Origin of the sequence: Myroides oncorhynchi (genome assembly GCF_020905415.1) — a bacterium.
In the GTDB taxonomy this organism is placed as follows: domain Bacteria; phylum Bacteroidota; class Bacteroidia; order Flavobacteriales; family Flavobacteriaceae; genus Flavobacterium; species Flavobacterium oncorhynchi_A.
Genome location: NZ_JAJJMP010000001.1, coordinates 1085300 through 1104445 on the forward strand (window position 1 = coordinate 1085300; position 19146 = coordinate 1104445).

The 19146-nt window shown below is 33.5% G+C and carries 15 protein-coding genes and 1 pseudogene; 3 read left to right on the forward strand and 13 right to left on the reverse strand.

Features of this window, described 5'->3' with window-relative positions; translation table 11 throughout:
- Nucleotides 1–101 precede the first annotated feature (101 nt).
- The 7 genes and pseudogenes from LNQ81_RS04765 to dinB form a co-directional block, all read right to left on the reverse strand.
- Nucleotides 102–833 (reverse strand): lysophospholipid acyltransferase family protein, encoded by a 732-nt coding sequence (locus LNQ81_RS04765; protein WP_229945028.1) that lies wholly within the window; start codon nt 831–833, stop codon nt 102–104.
- 414 nt (nt 834–1247) lie between these two features.
- On the reverse strand, nt 1248–1658 hold the full coding sequence (locus tag LNQ81_RS04770; RefSeq protein ID WP_121964259.1) for a BrxA/BrxB family bacilliredoxin: 411 nt from the start codon (nt 1656–1658) through the stop codon (nt 1248–1250).
- A 76-nt stretch (nt 1659–1734) separates the two neighbouring features.
- On the reverse strand, nt 1735–2883 hold the full coding sequence (locus tag LNQ81_RS04775) for a PepSY-associated TM helix domain-containing protein (RefSeq protein ID WP_229945029.1): 1149 nt from the start codon (nt 2881–2883) through the stop codon (nt 1735–1737).
- 77 nt (nt 2884–2960) lie between these two features.
- Nucleotides 2961–5393: a TonB-dependent receptor gene (locus LNQ81_RS04780; protein ID WP_229945030.1), complete on the reverse strand. Its 2433-nt coding sequence runs from the start codon at nt 5391–5393 to the stop codon at nt 2961–2963.
- A gap of 766 nt (nt 5394–6159) precedes the next feature.
- Nucleotides 6160–6519 (reverse strand): annotated as a pseudogene (locus LNQ81_RS04785) (YraN family protein).
- Nucleotide 6520: 1 nt separating this feature from the next.
- Complete coding sequence (locus tag LNQ81_RS04790) at nt 6521–7417, reverse strand: S66 peptidase family protein (protein ID WP_229945031.1); 897 nt, start codon at nt 7415–7417, stop codon at nt 6521–6523.
- 31 nt (nt 7418–7448) lie between these two features.
- Entirely contained in the window at nt 7449–8519 is a 1071-nt protein-coding gene (gene dinB / locus LNQ81_RS04795) for a DNA polymerase IV (protein WP_229945032.1), read from the reverse strand.
- 186 nt (nt 8520–8705) lie between these two features.
- On the opposite strand from dinB, the gene LNQ81_RS04800 reads away from it, so the two are divergent.
- The gene (locus LNQ81_RS04800; protein ID WP_229945033.1) at nt 8706–10595 is read left to right on the forward strand and encodes a monovalent cation:proton antiporter-2 (CPA2) family protein; all 1890 of its coding nucleotides are present in this window, start codon (nt 8706–8708) and stop codon (nt 10593–10595) included.
- A gap of 157 nt (nt 10596–10752) precedes the next feature.
- Here the strand turns inward: LNQ81_RS04800 and LNQ81_RS04805 are convergent, their stop codons facing one another.
- Entirely contained in the window at nt 10753–12834 is a 2082-nt protein-coding gene (locus LNQ81_RS04805; protein WP_229949240.1) for a site-specific recombinase, read from the reverse strand.
- Nucleotides 12835–12930: 96 nt separating this feature from the next.
- Between LNQ81_RS04805 and LNQ81_RS04810 the strand changes: the two genes are divergently transcribed.
- Nucleotides 12931–13398, forward strand: coding sequence for a CYTH domain-containing protein (locus LNQ81_RS04810; protein ID WP_229945034.1), 468 nt, complete (start codon nt 12931–12933; stop codon nt 13396–13398).
- Nucleotides 13399–13404: 6 nt separating this feature from the next.
- On the opposite strand, the gene LNQ81_RS04815 is transcribed toward LNQ81_RS04810, so the two are convergent.
- The 3 genes from LNQ81_RS04815 to LNQ81_RS04825 form a co-directional block, all read right to left on the reverse strand.
- A complete protein-coding gene (locus LNQ81_RS04815) occupies nt 13405–13755 on the reverse strand; it encodes a septal ring lytic transglycosylase RlpA family protein (RefSeq protein WP_418887960.1) in 351 nt (116 codons plus the stop codon).
- A 34-nt stretch (nt 13756–13789) separates the two neighbouring features.
- Nucleotides 13790–14290, reverse strand: a complete 501-nt coding sequence (locus LNQ81_RS04820; protein WP_229945036.1) for a septal ring lytic transglycosylase RlpA family protein — start codon at nt 14288–14290, stop codon at nt 13790–13792.
- Nucleotides 14291–14390: 100 nt separating this feature from the next.
- Nucleotides 14391–14834 carry a hypothetical protein gene (locus tag LNQ81_RS04825; RefSeq protein ID WP_229945037.1) on the reverse strand — a complete coding sequence of 148 codons (444 nt, stop codon included), beginning with the start codon at nt 14832–14834 and terminating at the stop codon, nt 14391–14393.
- 498 nt (nt 14835–15332) lie between these two features.
- Between LNQ81_RS04825 and LNQ81_RS04830 the strand changes: the two genes are divergently transcribed.
- Nucleotides 15333–15932, forward strand: a complete 600-nt coding sequence (locus LNQ81_RS04830; RefSeq protein ID WP_229945038.1) for an ATP-binding cassette domain-containing protein — start codon at nt 15333–15335, stop codon at nt 15930–15932.
- Nucleotides 15933–16035: 103 nt separating this feature from the next.
- On the opposite strand, the gene LNQ81_RS04835 is transcribed toward LNQ81_RS04830, so the two are convergent.
- A complete protein-coding gene (locus LNQ81_RS04835; protein ID WP_229945039.1) occupies nt 16036–18267 on the reverse strand; it encodes a M56 family metallopeptidase in 2232 nt (743 codons plus the stop codon).
- A gap of 318 nt (nt 18268–18585) precedes the next feature.
- Nucleotides 18586–18948 carry a BlaI/MecI/CopY family transcriptional regulator gene (locus tag LNQ81_RS04840; protein WP_121964248.1) on the reverse strand — a complete coding sequence of 121 codons (363 nt, stop codon included), beginning with the start codon at nt 18946–18948 and terminating at the stop codon, nt 18586–18588.
- Nucleotides 18949–19146 lie beyond the last annotated feature (198 nt).

The following is a 19146-nucleotide window of genomic DNA, read 5'->3' on the forward strand; positions in this document are numbered from 1 at the left end:
TTGTTGTATTTATGCCTTCTACATTATTCTCTCAATGGTTTAGTTTGATTTATTAATGCTAAAGGCTAGTTTATATTTAGAATTTTATTCTATTCTCGATTTTATTCTATTCTCGATTTTATTTGACTCTCACACATCTGCATAATTTCTTCAAATGTATGGTCTTTAACTGCAAATGATTTATGCGCATACAAACTTATACGTGCTCCTAAACCAAAAGGAAACTTCCCGAAACGGAATAATTTCCAAGAGTTATTTATCGTCAAAGGTACAACTAAAGCATCTGGTGCAAACTTACAAAGCATTTTTACGCCATTTTCAGAGAACCTCTTAGGATGTCCGTCTCGACTACGTGTCCCTTCTGGAAAGATTACCGCAGAGCGATTGTACTTAGTTATATATTGACCTAACCCTTTAATAGCACTTAGTGCCTGCTTAGCATCCTTTCGATCTATTAATACAGACCCCCCATGATTAAGATTATAAGAAACACTAGGAAAGCCTTTCCCCAACTCTTTCTTACTCACAAACTTTGGGTGATTTTTCCTAAAAAACCAAATAATCATTGGAATATCAAACATACTCTGGTGATTAGATACAAATATAATAGGTCGATCAGCAGGGAGTTCCTCTTCCTTTCGAAATTTATACGTCGTTCCTAAGATTCCTGTACATGCCATTAGCCACCAAACAAGTCCTTCTACTGTAACATTATGAGCCTTATAACCAAACAAGTTTAAAGCTATCCATTGCAAAGCTTGGAATACCAATAATACTATTAGCATAACAATCACAAATAGTAAAGATATAGGATAGGATATAATTTTCTGCATTAATCAAATAGTTTAACGCAAATATACACTTAAACGCAAATACTACAATAAACATATACAGCAAATTAATAGTCTTATCGATCGTTTTAATCTATAATCAACAGTAACGATATGATACCTTTAACTAGTTCATATACTATACTATAGGTGGAAGTATCAACTAATCTAAATCTTAAACAAACTATTAACAGTCATTAATACATTTTTCGCATAATCTAAAGCATAAACCCAGATTCCGCATTAGCCAAATACTACAAAGCAATTCTACTTCATATCTCTTACATTAGTTCTTAAACCATACTACAGTATGCTTTAAGAACTAATTCAAACCTATTTCGTATAGTTTCTTTTCGTTTATATGTCTATCGTGGAATCTGGGATAAAAAAAACCACCTATTAGGTGGTTTTATATTTTTAACAGAATTCTGTATAAGCATCTTTTAGGTTTTCTGCTATTGCATCTGCAGTAGCCCCTTCGATGTGATGTCTTTCTAACATGTGAACTAACTCACCATCTTTGAATAACGCCATAGCTGGTGATGATGGAGGGAACGGGAACATGTGTTTACGTGCTACGTCTACAGCATCCTTATCTACTCCTGCAAATACAGTGATGATGTTACTTGGTTTCTTATCTCCTTGTAAACTCATAACTGCTGCTGGGCGTGCATTACGAGCTGCACATCCACATACTGAGTTCACAACTACTAGTGTAGTACCTGCTTTTTGTAAAGCCGCTTCTACTTCTTCTCCTGTATGTAATGATTCAAATCCTGCCTCAACTAATTCTTGACGCATTGGTTTTACTATTTCTTCTGGGTACATATCTTATCTAAATTATGTTATATAGCAAAGTTACATTTTTTATTAAACATAAAAACATATCAATTATAAAGAAATGTTATACTTTCTTTTTCTTATCTTTCTTCATCTTATTCAGCCAAATGAAGATTCCTGTGACAGGTAAAGTAGTTGCTATTAAACAGACTATGAAATAAATAGTTTTAGAGAACTTACCATAGATATCTCCAAGGTGTAAAGGTTTAATAGAGGCTGATATCTTCTCTCCAACTGATTTATCTGCAAACACTTCTTTCTTTAGTACAGCTCCACTATATTGATCAATAAACACTCTGTCAGTAGCACTTTCATTAAAACGAGCCAAGTCATTTTTATTAATCTCATAACTTCCTATAGAATCTTTAGGAATAGAAACAGAAATAGTTCTACTTGTAAAAGGCAATTCTTTATTAGCTATATTGATAGCCTCAGATAAGGTAATCGTTTTATTATCTGCAAAAGCTGACTCAGGTTTCACTTCATTTCGACCTCCAAAAACTTTAGTTCCCAATACCTTGCTTAATCCATCTTTATACCACTCAAAAGACCAACACAATCCTGTCAACGCCATAATCACAACAATCAGTAAAGTATAAAATCCAAGTGTATTATGTAAATCGTGATTGATACGCTTCCAGTTCGCTTTATATTTTATTTTAAAGCCTGGTTTAATACTCTTCCACCCTTTCATCTTCTTTGGAAACCAAAGAATCAAGCCCGAAATAGATAAGAACACAAAAATGATAGTTGCACCTCCTACGATAGGACGACCAATTTCACTTTCTAATAATAACCATCTATGTAATTTGAATACAGTCATAAAAAACTCATCACCTGGTCCTTTACCACTTCCCACTACCTCTTTAGTATATGGATTTAGATAAACAGTTTCATTCTTTTTTTCTTTATCCTTAAACCCTACAGAGAATTGATAAGGTTTGTCCTGACTGTTTGAAATACTTACTCTCTGTACTTTACCCTGATATGTAGTCTCCACATATTCTCTTAATTCATCAATAGGCAAAAACTCTTCTTTCACTACAGTTAATTTATACATATCAGGAGCTATCATAGACTGTATTTCACTCTTAAATGTATATATCGTACCTGTAAGGCATACGACAAAAAGGATAATAGAACTACCTATACCTAACCATAAATGTAGGTCGTTCATTAATTGGCGAAAACTGTATTTCTTCGGTGATTTCATAAAAAGGGTTATAATTACAAAAACACGACCCCACTCAAAAGAGCGAAGTCGTGTCTTACTAAATCAAATATTATTAACTAAAATCTATATGTTAATTGTGCTGCAAAGTTTCTTGGAGCAATCTCATTAATGTATCCACCTCTGTAGTAAGAAGTGTAACCTAACTCATTGAACATATTGTTCATATAAACTCCTAATGTAGCATTCTTATATGTGTATGATATTTGTCCATTCACTGTAGTATAACTTGGCATATCGAATGGACGCTTATTTACATTAGATCCGTGTCCGTCAGGAGTCATTGTAAACTCATTAACTGGGCGTTTCCCAACATAATAAACCCCTAACCCTAATGATAATCCATTTAAAGAACCTTGGTCGAACTTGTAGTTAACCCATCCATTAGCTACATTTTTAGGTGCATTCATTGGAGCAGAACCATCTTCGTAATTTGGACTATTTTTATATCTAGCATCTAGATTGGCATATCCTAACATTACTTCTAAGTTATTCGTAATTTTCCCATTAACTTCAATCTCAAACCCATTACGTTTCAAGCTTCCTACTAAGATACTCTCGGTTTTAGACTGCTCATTAGTAATAGGATCAATATAAGGAGCTAATAGATTATCTTGGTTAATAAAGAAGTAACTAAAATTAAATCCTAAACGATCATTAAGCCAATTTGATTTGAAACCAAACTCAATTTGCTTAGTATCAGAAGCACCTGCTGTACCGCCTCCGTGAATAAGTTTATTAGATTGTCTTAAACTTGATGTTGTTGTATATGATGCAAACGCACTAACATTTTCAACAGGTTTATAGATTAATCCGAATATTGGGTTCCAACGTTCCACAGTAGCATTTTCAGTAGTACTACCATTTAATCTACTATAACGAACTCCTAACATAGCACTTAATTTATCGCCAATAGCAACATAATCTTGTACCATAAATCCAATTGTAGGGCTCATTGTTCTTGTTGTATTAATATCTCCAAACACTACATTATCAGGTAATGTATTATCAATTGGACCTAAAACATTTACATCATTAGTGTAATTCACTAAAGCAGGTTTACCATTTTTATCTGTTCCCCAAACTTGCCCTGTTGTACTTCCTGCAATTGTTTTAGTTTGTCGATAATCAAATCCTATTTGAAAAGTATGTTTCAGTACTCCTGTGAAGATATCCTTACCTACTAAATCAGCTTGAAATACAGAATTATAATCTCCTGTTTCTCCTTTAGAGACCGTACGTCTTATATTTTGAAAATCATTCCAGTCAGTAATATCCGTTTTACGTTTTACTGTACCAACACTTGTAGTACGATTATCTTCATTATAAATAGATGCTGTATAAGAAGTTCTCAGCGTCAACTTATCAGTAAGTTGTCTTTCAAAACGAGCAACATAATTCTGCATTGTAATACTCTGATTGTCACCTTTAAATCCTAAGAATTTATTATGAGGCATTTTATAGACAGCTTCCACATAATCAGGAGCTAAATTAACTGTTCCTTTATCTGGAGTATAATCTCCGTTTAGGTAATCCATCTCTACAGTCAACTTCGTTTTACTATCAATCTTCCAAGTTAACGATGGGTTAATATAGAAGTGATCATTTCCTGTATGCGTTCTCCAACCATCATTTCTTTCGTAAGCAGCATTTAAACGGAATGACACAGTCTCTTTTTTATCTAAAACCTGTTCAAAATCAAAAGTTGGTCTGATTTGTCCATAACTTCCTGTACGGAAACTAACTTCTCTTTTATTTTGGAAGTTTGGAGTTTTAGTAACTAAGTTAATAACACCTCCTGCAGCTCCTAATCCATTACCAATACCTTGTAATACAGCAGCAGACCCTTTAATAACTTCTACACTTTCAACACCTTGCATGTCTGCCATAGCTGAAGCGGTTCTAAAGTCAGAATCCATTCCTACACCATTACGCAATACAGGAGTACCTCTAAAACCGCGAATAGACATACTTTCTGCAGGTCCACCATAGTTTGAGAATTGTACTACACCTGCTACGTTACGTGCAGCCTCAGTAATAGTTAATGCTCCTTGTTCTTTAATAATATGTTCTGACACAATACTTATAGATTGAACCTGGTCTTGTAATCCCAATGGAAGTCTAGTTAAATTCTGTAACTTTTTTACATTTTTATTACTTCTTCCATATACTGTAATATTGCTAAGTTGGCTATCCGAAGACATCACAAAATTCAATACTTCATCACTTTTAGCTACATTTAACTCACGTTGAGAATCAACATATCCTACAGAAGAAACTTTTACTATCGCCTTTCCTTTAGGAACTTGAACTAATTTAAACTCCCCATTTTCTCCAGCTTGAGTTACTACATTACCTTCACCAACATATACTGTTGCAAAAGGGACAGGTTTATTCGCTTCGTCAACAATACGACCTTTAATCGTAGAAGTCTGAGCAATACTTACTATTACCCCACCAATAGTAAATAAAAGAGTATTTATTAATTTCATACTTAGTTATATTATTTAGACTCATTTAACTTGTGCAAATGTATATTGATTCTAAATAACAACCAAGTCTTATTAAGACTTTTTTTAAATAGTTATTAAATAAAATAGAAAAACACCCCTTAAATCCTAAACTAATCCTACTCAAGCCTTGATAAAACAAGGAGAAATCACGAATACGACAAAATAAGTCAACTTCTAATTTCTTAAAAATAACTTTTAATAAAGAGATAAAAGAACAAAATTTAGAAGCCTACCTATTTAAAACTGTTACAAAATAGAACTCTTTTTAGTATATCCCTTTCACATACGTTTAATTTAAATTCGTATATCTACAGTTCAATATTCATTTCTATTTAATTAGAAATCAAGAATAATAGTCCACTTAAGGATTATACATCCTCACTTATCTCAATAAAAACTCACCTTATTAATCGCCTCTTTTAGAGATGTTACTAACTCCATTCATCTGATTGGATATTGATAGCATCTTGTGTGCATAGTGACTCCATTAAAAAGGCTGTTCTAATGGAGTCACTATGGACTCATTATGGACTCACCTAAACCAAGACTGCATAAAAATGCCTATTCCTCTCCTTGATTAGTGCAAAATGTAATTATTTTAAAATTGACCTCGAAGATTGGTCTAAAAAAAACTATTGAACGCTGAATTTCAATGTTCTACAAATATATGTAATAAAACCCAATGTTTTTACTACACTCCTTTCCTAATTACTTAAATCCTCAATCTATTACATTAAGAGTCTGTTTAAAAGAAGTAAAAAGCATCCTCAATATGATTCACATCAAACGTATTCCCTTTTTTATGAATAGCAATAATATCAAATCTAACCTCCTCTGTACGGTCAAATTCTTCTACATAATAATTAGTTGCTTTGATCAATTACATTCTTTTTCTTGCATTGACGGCATCTTGTGGGAGAATGAAATCCACAGAGCTTCTAGTCTTCACCTCCACAATAACCAAAAGGTTATTAAACAAAGCAATGATATCAATTTCTGCTTTACCTCCTTTATAATTGCGATGAAGAATCACATAGCCTAGATCAATTAAAAATTGAACAGCTGCTTCCTCTCCCTCTTTACCTACATCTTGATTTATAGCCATACTATATGAATGTTAATTGCGTATGTTCTAACGAGACATCTAATTTAACCTCTCTACCAAGATTTAGTGCTAGGTTTTCTTCACCATGTCCAGCAGGGAAATCAAAAACGATAGGATAATCATATTCTGCTGTAATTGAAAGGATGATTTGCTTTGCATCGTAACCAAAGGGAATAGCGTTATCATGCATATCGGTCATTCCACCAACAACCAAACCACTCAAACCACTCAACAATCCATTGCGTTTAAGATTATGGAGCATGCGGTCTAAATGATAGAGATACTCATCGAGATCTTCTATAAACAATACCTTCCCTTCTGTGTCCATCGAAGATACCGATCCTAAGAGACTATATAGAATAGATAAATTTCCTCCAACTAACTCACCTTGACCATGTCCAATCTTATTACTTATATCAGATTTAATCATATAAGAAATCTGTTGTCCAAACAATGCTCTATACAGCGAATCTCTAGAGTCAACTAATGACTTCGCTACACTAAATGCCATTATACCATGTATCGTCTCTACACCAAGATTATGAACGTGGCTATGTAAGACAGTCACATCACTAAAGCCTATAACCCACTTCGGATTATCTCTAAATCCCGTAAAATCAATCTCGTCAATAATGCGTACCGTTCCATATCCTCCTCTAGCGCACCATATCGCTTTAATCTCAGGATCCCTCAGTTGCTTAGTAAAGTCATCAGCACGTTGCTTATCCGTTCCTCCTAATTGATAATTATCTAAACCGATAGTATCCCCCAACACAACTTCTAATCCCCATGAACTCATTAATGCGATAGCTAATTCAGCTTCATCTTTACTAAACTTACGTGCTGTACATACGATAGCTACTTTATCTCCTTTTTTTAAATAATCGGGTCTTATCATTGTGTATTGTTATTAATGTTGTATTACAAATTTAGAAATCAAAACTTAACTGAACAGCAATAGGTCTCTTCTTTTCATCCGTATTTAAATTGGACAGCGATACGCCTATTAAACGAACAGAATCCTTTAATCGCTCTTGATAAAGCAAAGCCTTAGCTAAATCAAAGATAATATCGTAATCTGACACAAAATAAGAAACCGTTATACTACGAGTTTGTTGAACAAAATCTGAATACTTAATCTTTAATGTAACTGTTTTTCCTGCGAGATTTTGTTTTTTTAGCCTTAAACTAAGTTCCTCAACTAAAGACTCTAGTCTTGACTCTATATAAACTTCAGAGGACAAGTTTTCATCAAATGTACGTTCAGTTCCAACAGACTTCATCGTTCGATTTGGTTGTACTGGAGAATGACTTATCCCTCTTACGACATCATAGTAGATCTTACCTGACTTACCGAAGTGCTCTGTCAAAAACTCTTCTGTCTTACTCTTTAGGTCTAACCCCATAAAAATACCCAAATGGTACATCCTATCTGCCGTCTTTTTTCCGATACCGAAGAACTTCTTTATCTCTAAACGCTCTAAAAATTCAACTATCTCATGAGGTTCAATTGTCTTTTGTCCATTGGGTTTATTATAGTCACTTGCTATTTTGGCAAGAAATTTATTAACAGAGATACCAGCAGACGCAGTAAGTCCAGTTCTTTCAAATATCTTCATTCTAATCTCATGCGCAATCAAGGTTGCACTCGGACAACCTATCTTATTCTCCGTTACATCTAAGAATGCTTCATCTAATGCTAATGGTTCTACTAGATCAGTATATTCATAGAATACTAATCTAATTATTCTAGAGATTTCTTTATAACGCTCAAACCTTGGCTTGACAAAAATGAGATGAGGACAATTCTTTTTAGCCATCACTCCGCTCATGGCACTCCGAACTCCGAACTTCCTTGCTTCATAACTAGCTGCCGCAATAACCCCTCTCTCTTCACTTCCACCAACAGCCAAGGCCTTACCTCTTAATTCAGGAAAGTCTAATTGTTCTACTGATGCATAGAAAGCATCCATATCGACATGTATTATCTTACGATTCATTAAATCAACTAATTACGAAACTAAGTTATACCAAAAAGGGCAAACATTGCTAATGCAAAAATAAACTACTTTTTTTTTAACTTATTCTTAATAATGCTAATCGCTTTTTATAATTTTGTAGAGACTATGAAAAAAATAGTGATTTTCACATCATTATTAACTAACTAAAAAAAAGAGCTATATAAAATGAATGATTTTTTGGCACAGGCATTTATCTTTCTCTTTGCTGCCGTTGTATGTGTCCTGATTTCAAAGAAATTAGGTATGGGATCTGTATTAGGCTATCTATTTGCAGGTGTTCTGATAGGACCTTTTGTATTAAAGTTTGTAGGGACTGATGGTGCAGATATTATGCACGCTACAGAATTTGGTGTTGTCATGATGCTGTTCTTAGTAGGACTAGAACTGGATCCAAAAGAATTCTGGAAAATTAAAAATGAGATTATCGGACTTGGTACAGCACAGGCTGTTGGTACTACAGCTATTATAGCGACTATTGCTCATCTAGGGCTAGATATGACCATAGGTACATCTCTAACCATAGGGTTTGTCATAACAATGTCTTCTACTGCTATTATACTTCAAACCATTTCAGAACGCGGATTAAACCAATCTAATGCGGGTAAATCAAGCTTTGCTGTACTTTTATTTCAGGATATAATGGTAATCCCAATGATGGCGATTATTCCATTATTAGCAGTATCTACGAACACACCAATAACAACAGAAGCTGATAGCTGGTTAAATGGTGCTCCTGTCTTTATGAAGACCCTTGCTATCTTAGGGGCTATCTCAATGATCTTTGTTGTTGGTAACTACATTGTCAATCCTCTGTTCAAGTCTGTAGGACGACTACAGATTAGAGAGATTTATACCGCCTCAGCATTATTATTAGTAATTGGAGTATCACTACTAATGAGAACAGTAGGTCTATCTCCAGCGTTAGGAGCGTTCATCGCAGGTGTAGTACTTGCTAACAATCCTTATAAACATCAACTAGAAAGTGATATTGAACCTTTTAAAGCTTTATTATTAGGAATATTCTTTATTGCTGTAGGTTCTACTATTAACTTTAAAGTTATCAAAGATGAACCATTAGTCATTCTGAGCTTGTTACTAGGGTCTATGGGGATAAAAGCTATAGTTTTACTAGCTATTGGAAAATGGAAAAAATTCCCTAAAGATCAGAATTTCTTATTTGCGATTTTACTTTCTCAAGTAGGTGAATTTGCATTTGTAATCTTAGCCTTAGGAAAGACTATTAACTTGATAAATCAGCAGTGGTATGACTATCTACTTGCGACGACAGCTTTGTCTATGGTTGTGACACCAATACTATTGTTATTAAACGAGAAATGGATAGCTCCATACCTAGGACTAAGCCCTTCTACAAAAGAGAAACAAGAATTTGATGACCTATCGCATATTACAGCTCATAAAAAAATTGTAATTGCAGGTTTCGGAGATTTTGGTAATACTATTGGACGACTTTTACAAGCCAATGATGTACCTACTCTCGTTCTTGATAATGATGCAGAACGAGTAGATCACCTGCGTAAACTTGGTTTTAATGTCTATTATGGAGATGCTACTTCTATCAATATCTTAAAATCAATAGGCGTAGAAGATGCCGATTACGTAATAGCCGCTATGGATCCCCCAGAACTGAATCAACAATTAGTAGCTGTGCTTCGCAAGCACTTCCCTAATGTAGAAGTAATCGTACGTGCTAAAAACCGTAAAAATGCTTACGAATATCTTCAAGATGGATTGACAGAAGTCTATAGAGAAACTTTCTTCTCCGCAGTTTATGTTGGAGGTGTAATGTTAGAAAAACTAGGGTTTAGCCATGAAGAAGCAACTAATCAGAGTGAGCTATTCATTAAAAGTGATAGAGCATCCCTTCGCAAACTTGCAAAGAACATACACAATTTAGAAGACTACATAAATGTCTCTAGATTAGAGTTTGCAGAACAATCTGACATGATGAAAAACAATCTTCAGAATACAAGAAACCACAAAAAAACCACAGAGTCTAAAATAGAAGAAACTGCTAATGTAACTTCTGAGAACTAATAATAACTTTGAAGCTTTATCAAACGACATATATCGTTTGTAAATAATACAAAGCATCATAGAACTTTCTTTAGTTGATAACTCTGATTGTACAATAAAAGCAAAAGGCTGTTACTAATATTAGTAACAGCCTTTTGCTTTTATTGTGATCAACCTACTAGTGTGTATCTTCTTTTTTATCTGTAGCCTTACCGGTTGTAAGGTTATGAGGATTTTCTACCACCCCACTTGAAGTAGGCAAAAAGAACTCTACTGGAAAACTTCTAAAATGTCTCCATGTAGCCTTAATTAAGTCTTTTGTTTCTTTAAATGGTATATTACGTGATCTGAAAGCTAAAAATAAAGATAATGAAAAACTCACTAAGAAATTCATAAATCCTATCAACCACATCCCTACAAATGCCCATACTAACATATTAACAGGTGCTCCAAACTCAGAGCCATACCATCCTAATGCTATATTACCACTAACAAATGTAATATGTCGAATATCTATTCCCAATCCTATAAATGCCCCAATAGTACCACATGTTCCCATAAATAAACCAAAACAAATATTTGATGCTATGCCTGGCCATTTAGTATCTACCCAATTTGCTAGTTTAGTAGTACGCTTGTATCCTATATTTCTCTTTAACCAAGGGTGTTCTTGTATACGATAAAACACTTTATTGTGCTTATTTCTATTTGATACGTTACCAGATATAATACCAGATAAGAACAGAAATACTCCTGCTATACCAGCATGGAATAAAGCTCTAGACTCTATTGGATCAGCATCTACTAACATCTTCTCCCAACCATGCTCTGCAATATTCACATCAAACACTTGGTCTATTCCCCAAATCAGTAACATTGCTATTGGAAATGCTAAAATAACGTTACCAATAAAAGCAATAAACTGCGATCTAAATAATCGAGCAAACAGCTTAGCAAAACCAATATGCTTATCCGCATTATCAATATGCTGCTTTCTTCCGTCTTCAATTGCCTTAATAATAGTAGCCGCAGTCATTGCGGGCTGTTTAGTAGCAAGTGTAAATCCTAAAAGATAAATAACACAGAATCCTAAAGCATAGTTTAAACTATACAACATAGCCTCTCCGAATTTACTGACATTCGCTTCATGGGCAAAGACTTTCAAGATACACATGAATCCTACTATAACACCACCACCCATGGCTCCTTTAAACATATGCCAATATTCCTTAGCAGAATTTGTAATATAATGTTCTCCAGTTTTAGCAGTATGTTGTGTAATCTCATAAGAAATCAACTGTGTACTCTCTCTTATAAGTCCGCTTACATTATATTTATAACAATTGTACTCAATTAATTTGCGGGCTAATCGCAATGTGTTTTCTCGTTTCTCTTGCAAATTCCCTTCTTTGACAACCAAGATAGAAATAAGGACATTTACCCTTGCTAATTGTTGTCTAAGACGAAGTAAGCTTTGGTTTACCTTCATAGATATACCATACTTCGAACTATTCTTAAAAGCCTGATTAACGAACTCCTGACATTGCTTATGCAGAATCACTATCTGCTTATAATTTATGTCTGAGTCTAAGAGGAACTTGATCTCACCATTTTGAAAACTTTGAAGAATAACTGTAAACTCATGTTCTAAAGCCCTAAAAGGACTTTCTAGATGAGAATATTCAGGAACCATATTAATAATAGAACTTTCCATGGCTCTACCACTCATACGTTGGGTAATAATATCAATAGAAGTCAATAATTCATTTAAGCTTTCTCCTTCTTTTTTATCAGAAAATATAGAACTAAACTCTAATAAAGAAAATAATTCTATTAACTGATCTTCAGGAATCATATCCACCCATTCCGCATCAGTGTGCTTATAGAACACCTGATTTAGTACATACTCATAGGTATCCTTCTCCGGTTGATAAGGTAATACTTTAGCCCAAAGACGCTTCTTAACCTCATCAAAGAAATCAGCATCTTGAAGTATACCTGCATCTGATACCATTCTACTAAAATGCCTGCTTGATAGTAATTCATTTATATAATCCATCAAAGCAACACGCTCTAAATCATGCGTCTTTAGATAAGCGATTAAAGCATCTATTGATACTCTATTTATTTTCTTGTTATTTTTCGGTCTAAAAATATGTACTAAATCAACAATAAAAAGCAAATCTTCTGTCGCATAAACCTTTCCGTCAATAACATACTTATTAAATAATTCTTCTACACCATGTGGTGAACGTAACATATGTCGTAATCTCATTTGAAAAAAAATCTACTTTTAAATAGTTAGTAAAATAAAATCGTTTATTTTGGCATAAAATTACATTTTATTCTCAAAACAATGATCGAAATAGAAAGAAAGTTTTTAGTCAACTCACTGGATTTCATTAAACAATCTTATAAACACCATAAGATTACTCAAGGATATTTAAACTCTCATCCTGAAAGAACAGTGCGCATAAGGTTAAAAGATGAACTCGCTTTTATAACAATAAAAGGAAAAAGTAATGATACTGGAACATCTCGACTAGAATGGGAAAAGCAAATTGACTTTAATGAAGCTAATCAATTGATTAATCTATGTGAAGACTATGTAATCTCTAAGACTAGATATTTAATCAAATCTGGAATACACACTTTCGAAGTAGATGTATTTCACGGTGATAATGAAGGGTTAATTCTCGCAGAAATAGAATTGTCTTCAGAAACAGAAGCCTATAATAAATCAAATTGGTTAGGGGAAGAGGTCACAGGTGATATAAAGTACTACAATTCTTATATCGCCAATAACCCATTTAAAAACTGGTAATCATCGTTATTTGATAATCTTAATATCTACCCGTAATAGACCATCGTTTTTATGATCTGCTATTTTCATAAAAGCTTTTTTTGAAAGATCGATTTCACGACCTTTCGAAAAAGGTCCTCTATCGTTAATACGAACTTTTACAGATTTATTATTCTTTAGGTTCGTTACTTTCACTTTAGTATTAAAAGGAAGGGATTTATGTGCGGCAGTCATACCCGAATTGTGGAATTTTTCCCCACTTGCGGTACGCTTTCCATTAAACTTATTGTGATAATAAGATGCAATTACATTAGATTTATAATTGCCTTTTGTTGAATAACTTGTGTTTCTAGAGGAAGAACAACCTGCTAAAAACATAATAAAAAAGCTTAGAAATAAATAACTCTTTAAACTAAATCTCTTCTTCATTTTCCCCTACGAACTTTTCGATTTTCACATCTAAAACTCCGCGTCCAACATTATCAGTAAGGTCACTAAAAGCCTTCTTTGACATATCTATATTTCTGCCTTTTACAAATGGTCCACGATCCGTAATTGTAAGTATAACAAAACGTTTATTCTTTAAGTTTGTTACTTTAACTTTAGTTCCGAAAGGCAGTGATTTATGCGCTGCAGTATATTCTTTGTTGTTAAAAACTGCCCCACTAGCTGTTTTTCGTCCAGTGAATTTATCGTGGTAATACGAAGCTTGAGTATCCTCATCTAATACAATAAAATTCTCTTCTGCATCTGCAGCCATAACGATAGAATCGTTCTCTTCTGTAATAGAATCTGGAACTACTTTTGCCAATGCGATTTTAACTTTATTTTCTTTAACAATTCTTGTCGTTCCACCAAAACTTGATAAGAAAATCATAAAGAATACAGCTAGTAAATATTGATATGCTTTCATACTTTTTTTTAATTCAACAAGTAAATATTTGCAAGAAGCATACCAAACGAAAAAAGGATCCTCTTTCGAAGATCCTTTCTCTATATTTATAAGTACTTGTTTATGCGAATAAACTTGGTAACCACATTTTCCATGGAATTCTAGATAAGATCAAAATCAATCCTAATGTATAGAATATTGCAAAACGCTTAAACTTAGTTTTGCTATCCACATCTTTTTTGTGTTTAGACCATCCAATTGTGATTAACACGATTGCGATGATATTAATTAGTGGATGCTCTAAAGCATATAGTCTTAATGTAGAATCTTTCATTGCTACTCCAAATCCTTGAACCATTGGCGAAACAAAATATAAAATAAGACCTAACAATAATTGTGTATGCGTGAAGATTAATGCAAACAGCCCAAGTTTTTTGTCTTTGTCTTTAAACTCTTTGTTTGCTGACATTCCCATAAACGCGTTGATCACAACGATTAATAAGAAAATAACAGCTAAATAAGCAACACCAGAGTGAGCTTGCTTAATAATTGTACCGAAATCCATATTGATGTTATTAGTTTAGAGACAAATATACTTAAATCTATTGAATGCCAACCTTTGCAGCAAAGTTTTACAATTAATTCACATTCTTGAGAAATCTCTGTGATACTTTATATACATACAAAATACTGGCTCAATATTACTGGTCTGACCTTTCAAATAGACAAATTTGTCTTAACAAATGATTTTTTTTAGATAAATAACTCTAAATTACACCTTATATACCAGATATTTATATAATTATGAATCCCGTAGTAGCAACTCCTTGGAGAAATATTTTGACAATTTTAGTTCTAAATATAATTATAACTATAGCAATGCGAAATGTATTGTTTTTCTTCATTCCTATAGTCAGCATAAGCTTATATATCTTCTACTTCTTTACTTTTAGAAAAAATGAGTTGTACTATCATCGTAACAACCAAACAAATATTATTCAGATACTAATACTTATCTTTATCTGTTGTTTAATTACTACCTGTCTAATCCAATACTTTTTAAATGTCATTTAGCCATTCTTTACATGTAGATAGCCTAAGTTATTCTATCGATAATAAACTTATATTAAGAGGTGTATATCTATCTGCTACTACTGGAGATATACTCAATATCCGTGGTCGTAATGGCTCTGGAAAATCAACCCTTCTGAATATATTATTTGGTAGTATTAAGCCTAACTATCATCATATCAAAATAGATGATCAAGTGATAATGAATAGACACAAACTCAACAAATATTTTAGCTATAAACCACAGTTTGACCTCTTTCCTAAGCATTTAAAAGTATGTGACGTAATTAAAGAGAACACAATAAGAGATACTCCTCTTTATCCATATTTCAACACCAAAATAAAAGACTTATCAACAGGCGAAAAACAACTAATACAGACCCTATACGTCTTAGACTTACCTCAACCTATTTGCTTATTAGATGAACCCTTCGCAGGGGTCTCTCCCATATTACAAGAATTTATTTCTCAGGTTATTAAAGAGAAAGCAAGGCATAAAATAATCATCCTAACTGATCATAATACTGACTTAGTTGATTCTATCGTTACTAAAGTAATGATCTTAGATAATGGGGTATTAACCCCAAAATAGCTTTTTATCATTATACATATTCCTAACCATACAAAAAAAGCAACCTCAGTAATATGAGGTTGCCTTCTGCTAACTTTCTTAAAATAGTATTTATGTTATTGATTTATTTTGTTCTGAGTAAGATGACGCCATCTTTAGCTCTTTCTCCATACTTCTTTACTGCAGAAGCTCCTTTATAATATTCCACTGCTATCACATCTTGGGTATTGATACTTTTAAGATCTTCACTAAACTTCTCTACATCATTTACCAATACCAATCCTTTAAAACTTTCATTTATAATTTCACTCTCTTGATGTAACGTTGACCCATCTAGAAAAATGCGCACATCTTTATTCGATTTTACGTTTCCAATAGACTTAACCTTCCATACATTACTTTCCTTTCTTACTTCCTCTCTCTCTTCCAGTTGTTGTTTCGCTTTTTGATCTAATAAAACTCTCTCTCTCTTTTGTTGGTACTCTCTCTCCTCCAATTGCTTTTTCAATTTTTGATCTAGCAAAACTTTCCTTTCTTCTAGGTCTGCAAGAGCTTTTTCTCTCTTAGAGGCATACTCGTGTTTTTTAATTTCTACTTCAGCTTTAAGCGCTTCTATTTCCTTCTTTTTCGCTTCTTTATCAAGTTTTTTTATTCCAGCTTCCATAGCTTTATCCATTTCTGCTCTTGATTTATAAGTCTTAGTCTCTATCGTATTACCCTCTTTATCCTGAAGACTTAACACGTAAGACGTAGTCCCAGAAGCATGCCCTACATTACGAGAACCATCCATAAAGCTCCCTTTATTCGTCCATTCTGTATCAGGTTTTAGTTTGACCACGATAGCTCCATTCTTACCTACTTCTCCATAACGTTTAGTAGCTATATCTATATCTAATACATCCATACTAGCGATACTTGATATAGGATTACCTAACGCTGTAAACTCGTTATAAGAATACACAAATCCATTCACGATATAAGGAACATCTTTTATATTCTTCTTAAGTTTAACTACTACTGCCCCATTCATTGCTCTATTTCCATATAACTCAGTAGCTGAATCACCTTTAAGGATATCCATTGACTCGATAGTACTAGCATCTAGATCTTTGATCTCTTTCGCTACATTTCCATCTACTATATATAGTGGAGTTTTATTATTATCTCCAGATACGGATACTCTAGAAAAAACAGTATTAATCTCTTCACGTTTTTTAGCTGTAGTTTTAGCATCCTCTCCTACACGTTTCGCTTCTTCACCTATGCGTTTTGCTTCTTCACCTAAAAACTTAGCTTTCTCCCCTTCTTTTATCATTTCATCTATCACATCAACAGACATAGGTTGAGGTGGCACAGGTACAGTAGATGTACCACTAACTTTCTCTACATACTGCGCTTGCACCTCTATCTGAAATAGAAAGAAGAATCCCCCTATCACAGGACTAAGTAATAAATATTTTAAACGTCTCATATTCGTTGATTTTGGGTTGTTAAGCATTAAGATACGCTTCTTCAAATCAGAAGAACCGAATGTATTCACCATAGGAGTATACCCTAATTTATTAGATTCATACAGCACTAATGCTTTCTGATAACTATACACATCCTCTTCACGAGCTATCTTCTCATCTACAATATACTCTAAGTTAAGATTAACCTCCTTCTGCAACAGATGTAATGCAGGATTAAACCAAAACAGATGCTTTAAGATCTCCATAAGAATAAGATCTCCACTATGCCACTGTCTCACATGCACACGCTCATGAGCTAATACCACCTCTAACTGATCCATAGACTTATAATCACTAGGTAACACTACCCATCTCAAAAACGAATATGCATCAGTACTACTATGATCTATACGCACACTTGCATCTATCTGACTAATGGGAAGTCTATAAATATGACGTATTAACCTCTGTACTTTATACACTAGCCATAAAAGACTAAGTCCAGTCATAACTATAAAAAGTCTCATAGCTAAGCCAGAATAATCAACCGCGGACCAATCTGACTGTTGTACTGTAGCTGTTTCAACAGCTAGGTGTTTTAAATCTTTAATATCAGGGGTGCTTTCTAGACCTCCCTCTTCATTGGATAAAGAGGAATCACTAATTGGAATCACCTTATTAGCATCAGCAACAATACCTAACTTTTCAGGAATTAGTTCAAACTCTACTGTCTCTACTTTAGTATAGGTAAACAAAGGAAGAGTAACACTTAACGCCACTCCCAACAAGAAGTATAAGCGATTAGCTCTTACATAAGTCTCCTTTTGTAAAAACAATTTATAAAACAGATAAACTATTAATAGCAATCCGTTTACTTTTAATATATATATCAGAATGGGTGTCATAAGTCAGTTGATTGGTTGGTTAATAATCAAACTATTTTTTTCTGAACACAAGCTAGATATTCTCTCTCAAATAAATATTCTTGCGAAGCGACAAGGGCGTAAACGCATAAGCGAGCGTCAATAGATGTGAATTCTGTAAAACTAAACAGTGCCTGACCGAATGGAGTTAATTTAGTTTAAGAATTTACATTGTACATTGACCGTTTAGGAGTTACTGCCTTGGCTTTTTTTTGTTACTTTTTGGTGTCAAGACAAAAAAGTAAATTAATCAAAATCCTAACTAATAATTTTATTTGTCAGCATTTTAAACAGCAATAACTATTTTTTATTCTGTTCTATAATTTGCATCAATTCATCTAGTTCATTCTTAGATAACTTCTTATCCTTCACAAAAAAACTCACTAGATTACTAAACGAATTATCAAAATATTTCTCCATCGTCTCTTCCATAAACATCTTGCGATAATCCTCCATCTTAACCAATGGAAAATATTGATGAGACTTTCCATATGCTTTATAAGACACCACTCCTTTTTCTTCTAAAATACGCACTAACGTAGACAATGTATTATAATGAGGTTTCGGTTCTGGCATATGTTCTAAAATATCATTGACAAATCCCTTCTCAAGTTTCCAGAGGATACACATAATCTCCTCTTCTTTATTAGTCAGCTTTTCCATAATTGTAATTTGATACCACAAACATATAACTATTTTTTTAGTTTTCAAACTAATTATTTAGTTTATATAGAATAAAACCAACAATACCAGCAAAATAGGAGGTTTTAAAAGGTATTCCACACGGAATTAAGGTTAAAACTCGTGTGGAGTACACACAGTAGTCATAATCCGTGATGTATCATAGCTATGCTCACTACA

Coding starts and splice junctions, on each gene's coding strand:
- LNQ81_RS04765 (WP_229945028.1), bottom strand. CDS start 833: ATGCAGAAAATTATATCCTATCCTATATCTTTACTATTTGTGATTGTT.
- LNQ81_RS04775 (WP_229945029.1), bottom strand. CDS start 2,883: ATGAAATCACCGAAGAAATACAGTTTTCGCCAATTAATGAACGACCTA.
- LNQ81_RS04815 (WP_418887960.1), bottom strand. CDS start 13,755: ATGTTTTTAGCAGGTTGTTCTTCCTCTAGAAACACAAGTTATTCAACA.
- LNQ81_RS04810 (WP_229945034.1), top strand. CDS start 12,931: ATGATCGAAATAGAAAGAAAGTTTTTAGTCAACTCACTGGATTTCATT.
- LNQ81_RS04800 (WP_229945033.1), top strand. CDS start 8,706: ATGAATGATTTTTTGGCACAGGCATTTATCTTTCTCTTTGCTGCCGTT.
- LNQ81_RS04820 (WP_229945036.1), bottom strand. CDS start 14,290: ATGAAAGCATATCAATATTTACTAGCTGTATTCTTTATGATTTTCTTA.
- LNQ81_RS04770 (WP_121964259.1), bottom strand. CDS start 1,658: ATGTACCCAGAAGAAATAGTAAAACCAATGCGTCAAGAATTAGTTGAG.
- LNQ81_RS04840 (WP_121964248.1), bottom strand. CDS start 18,948: ATGGAAAAGCTGACTAATAAAGAAGAGGAGATTATGTGTATCCTCTGG.
- LNQ81_RS04825 (WP_229945037.1), bottom strand. CDS start 14,834: ATGGATTTCGGTACAATTATTAAGCAAGCTCACTCTGGTGTTGCTTAT.
- LNQ81_RS04790 (WP_229945031.1), bottom strand. CDS start 7,417: ATGATAAGACCCGATTATTTAAAAAAAGGAGATAAAGTAGCTATCGTA.
- LNQ81_RS04835 (WP_229945039.1), bottom strand. CDS start 18,267: ATGACACCCATTCTGATATATATATTAAAAGTAAACGGATTGCTATTA.
- LNQ81_RS04780 (WP_229945030.1), bottom strand. CDS start 5,393: ATGAAATTAATAAATACTCTTTTATTTACTATTGGTGGGGTAATAGTA.
- LNQ81_RS04805 (WP_229949240.1), bottom strand. CDS start 12,834: ATGTTACGTTCACCACATGGTGTAGAAGAATTATTTAATAAGTATGTT.
- LNQ81_RS04830 (WP_229945038.1), top strand. CDS start 15,333: ATGTCATTTAGCCATTCTTTACATGTAGATAGCCTAAGTTATTCTATC.
- dinB (WP_229945032.1), bottom strand. CDS start 8,519: ATGAATCGTAAGATAATACATGTCGATATGGATGCTTTCTATGCATCA.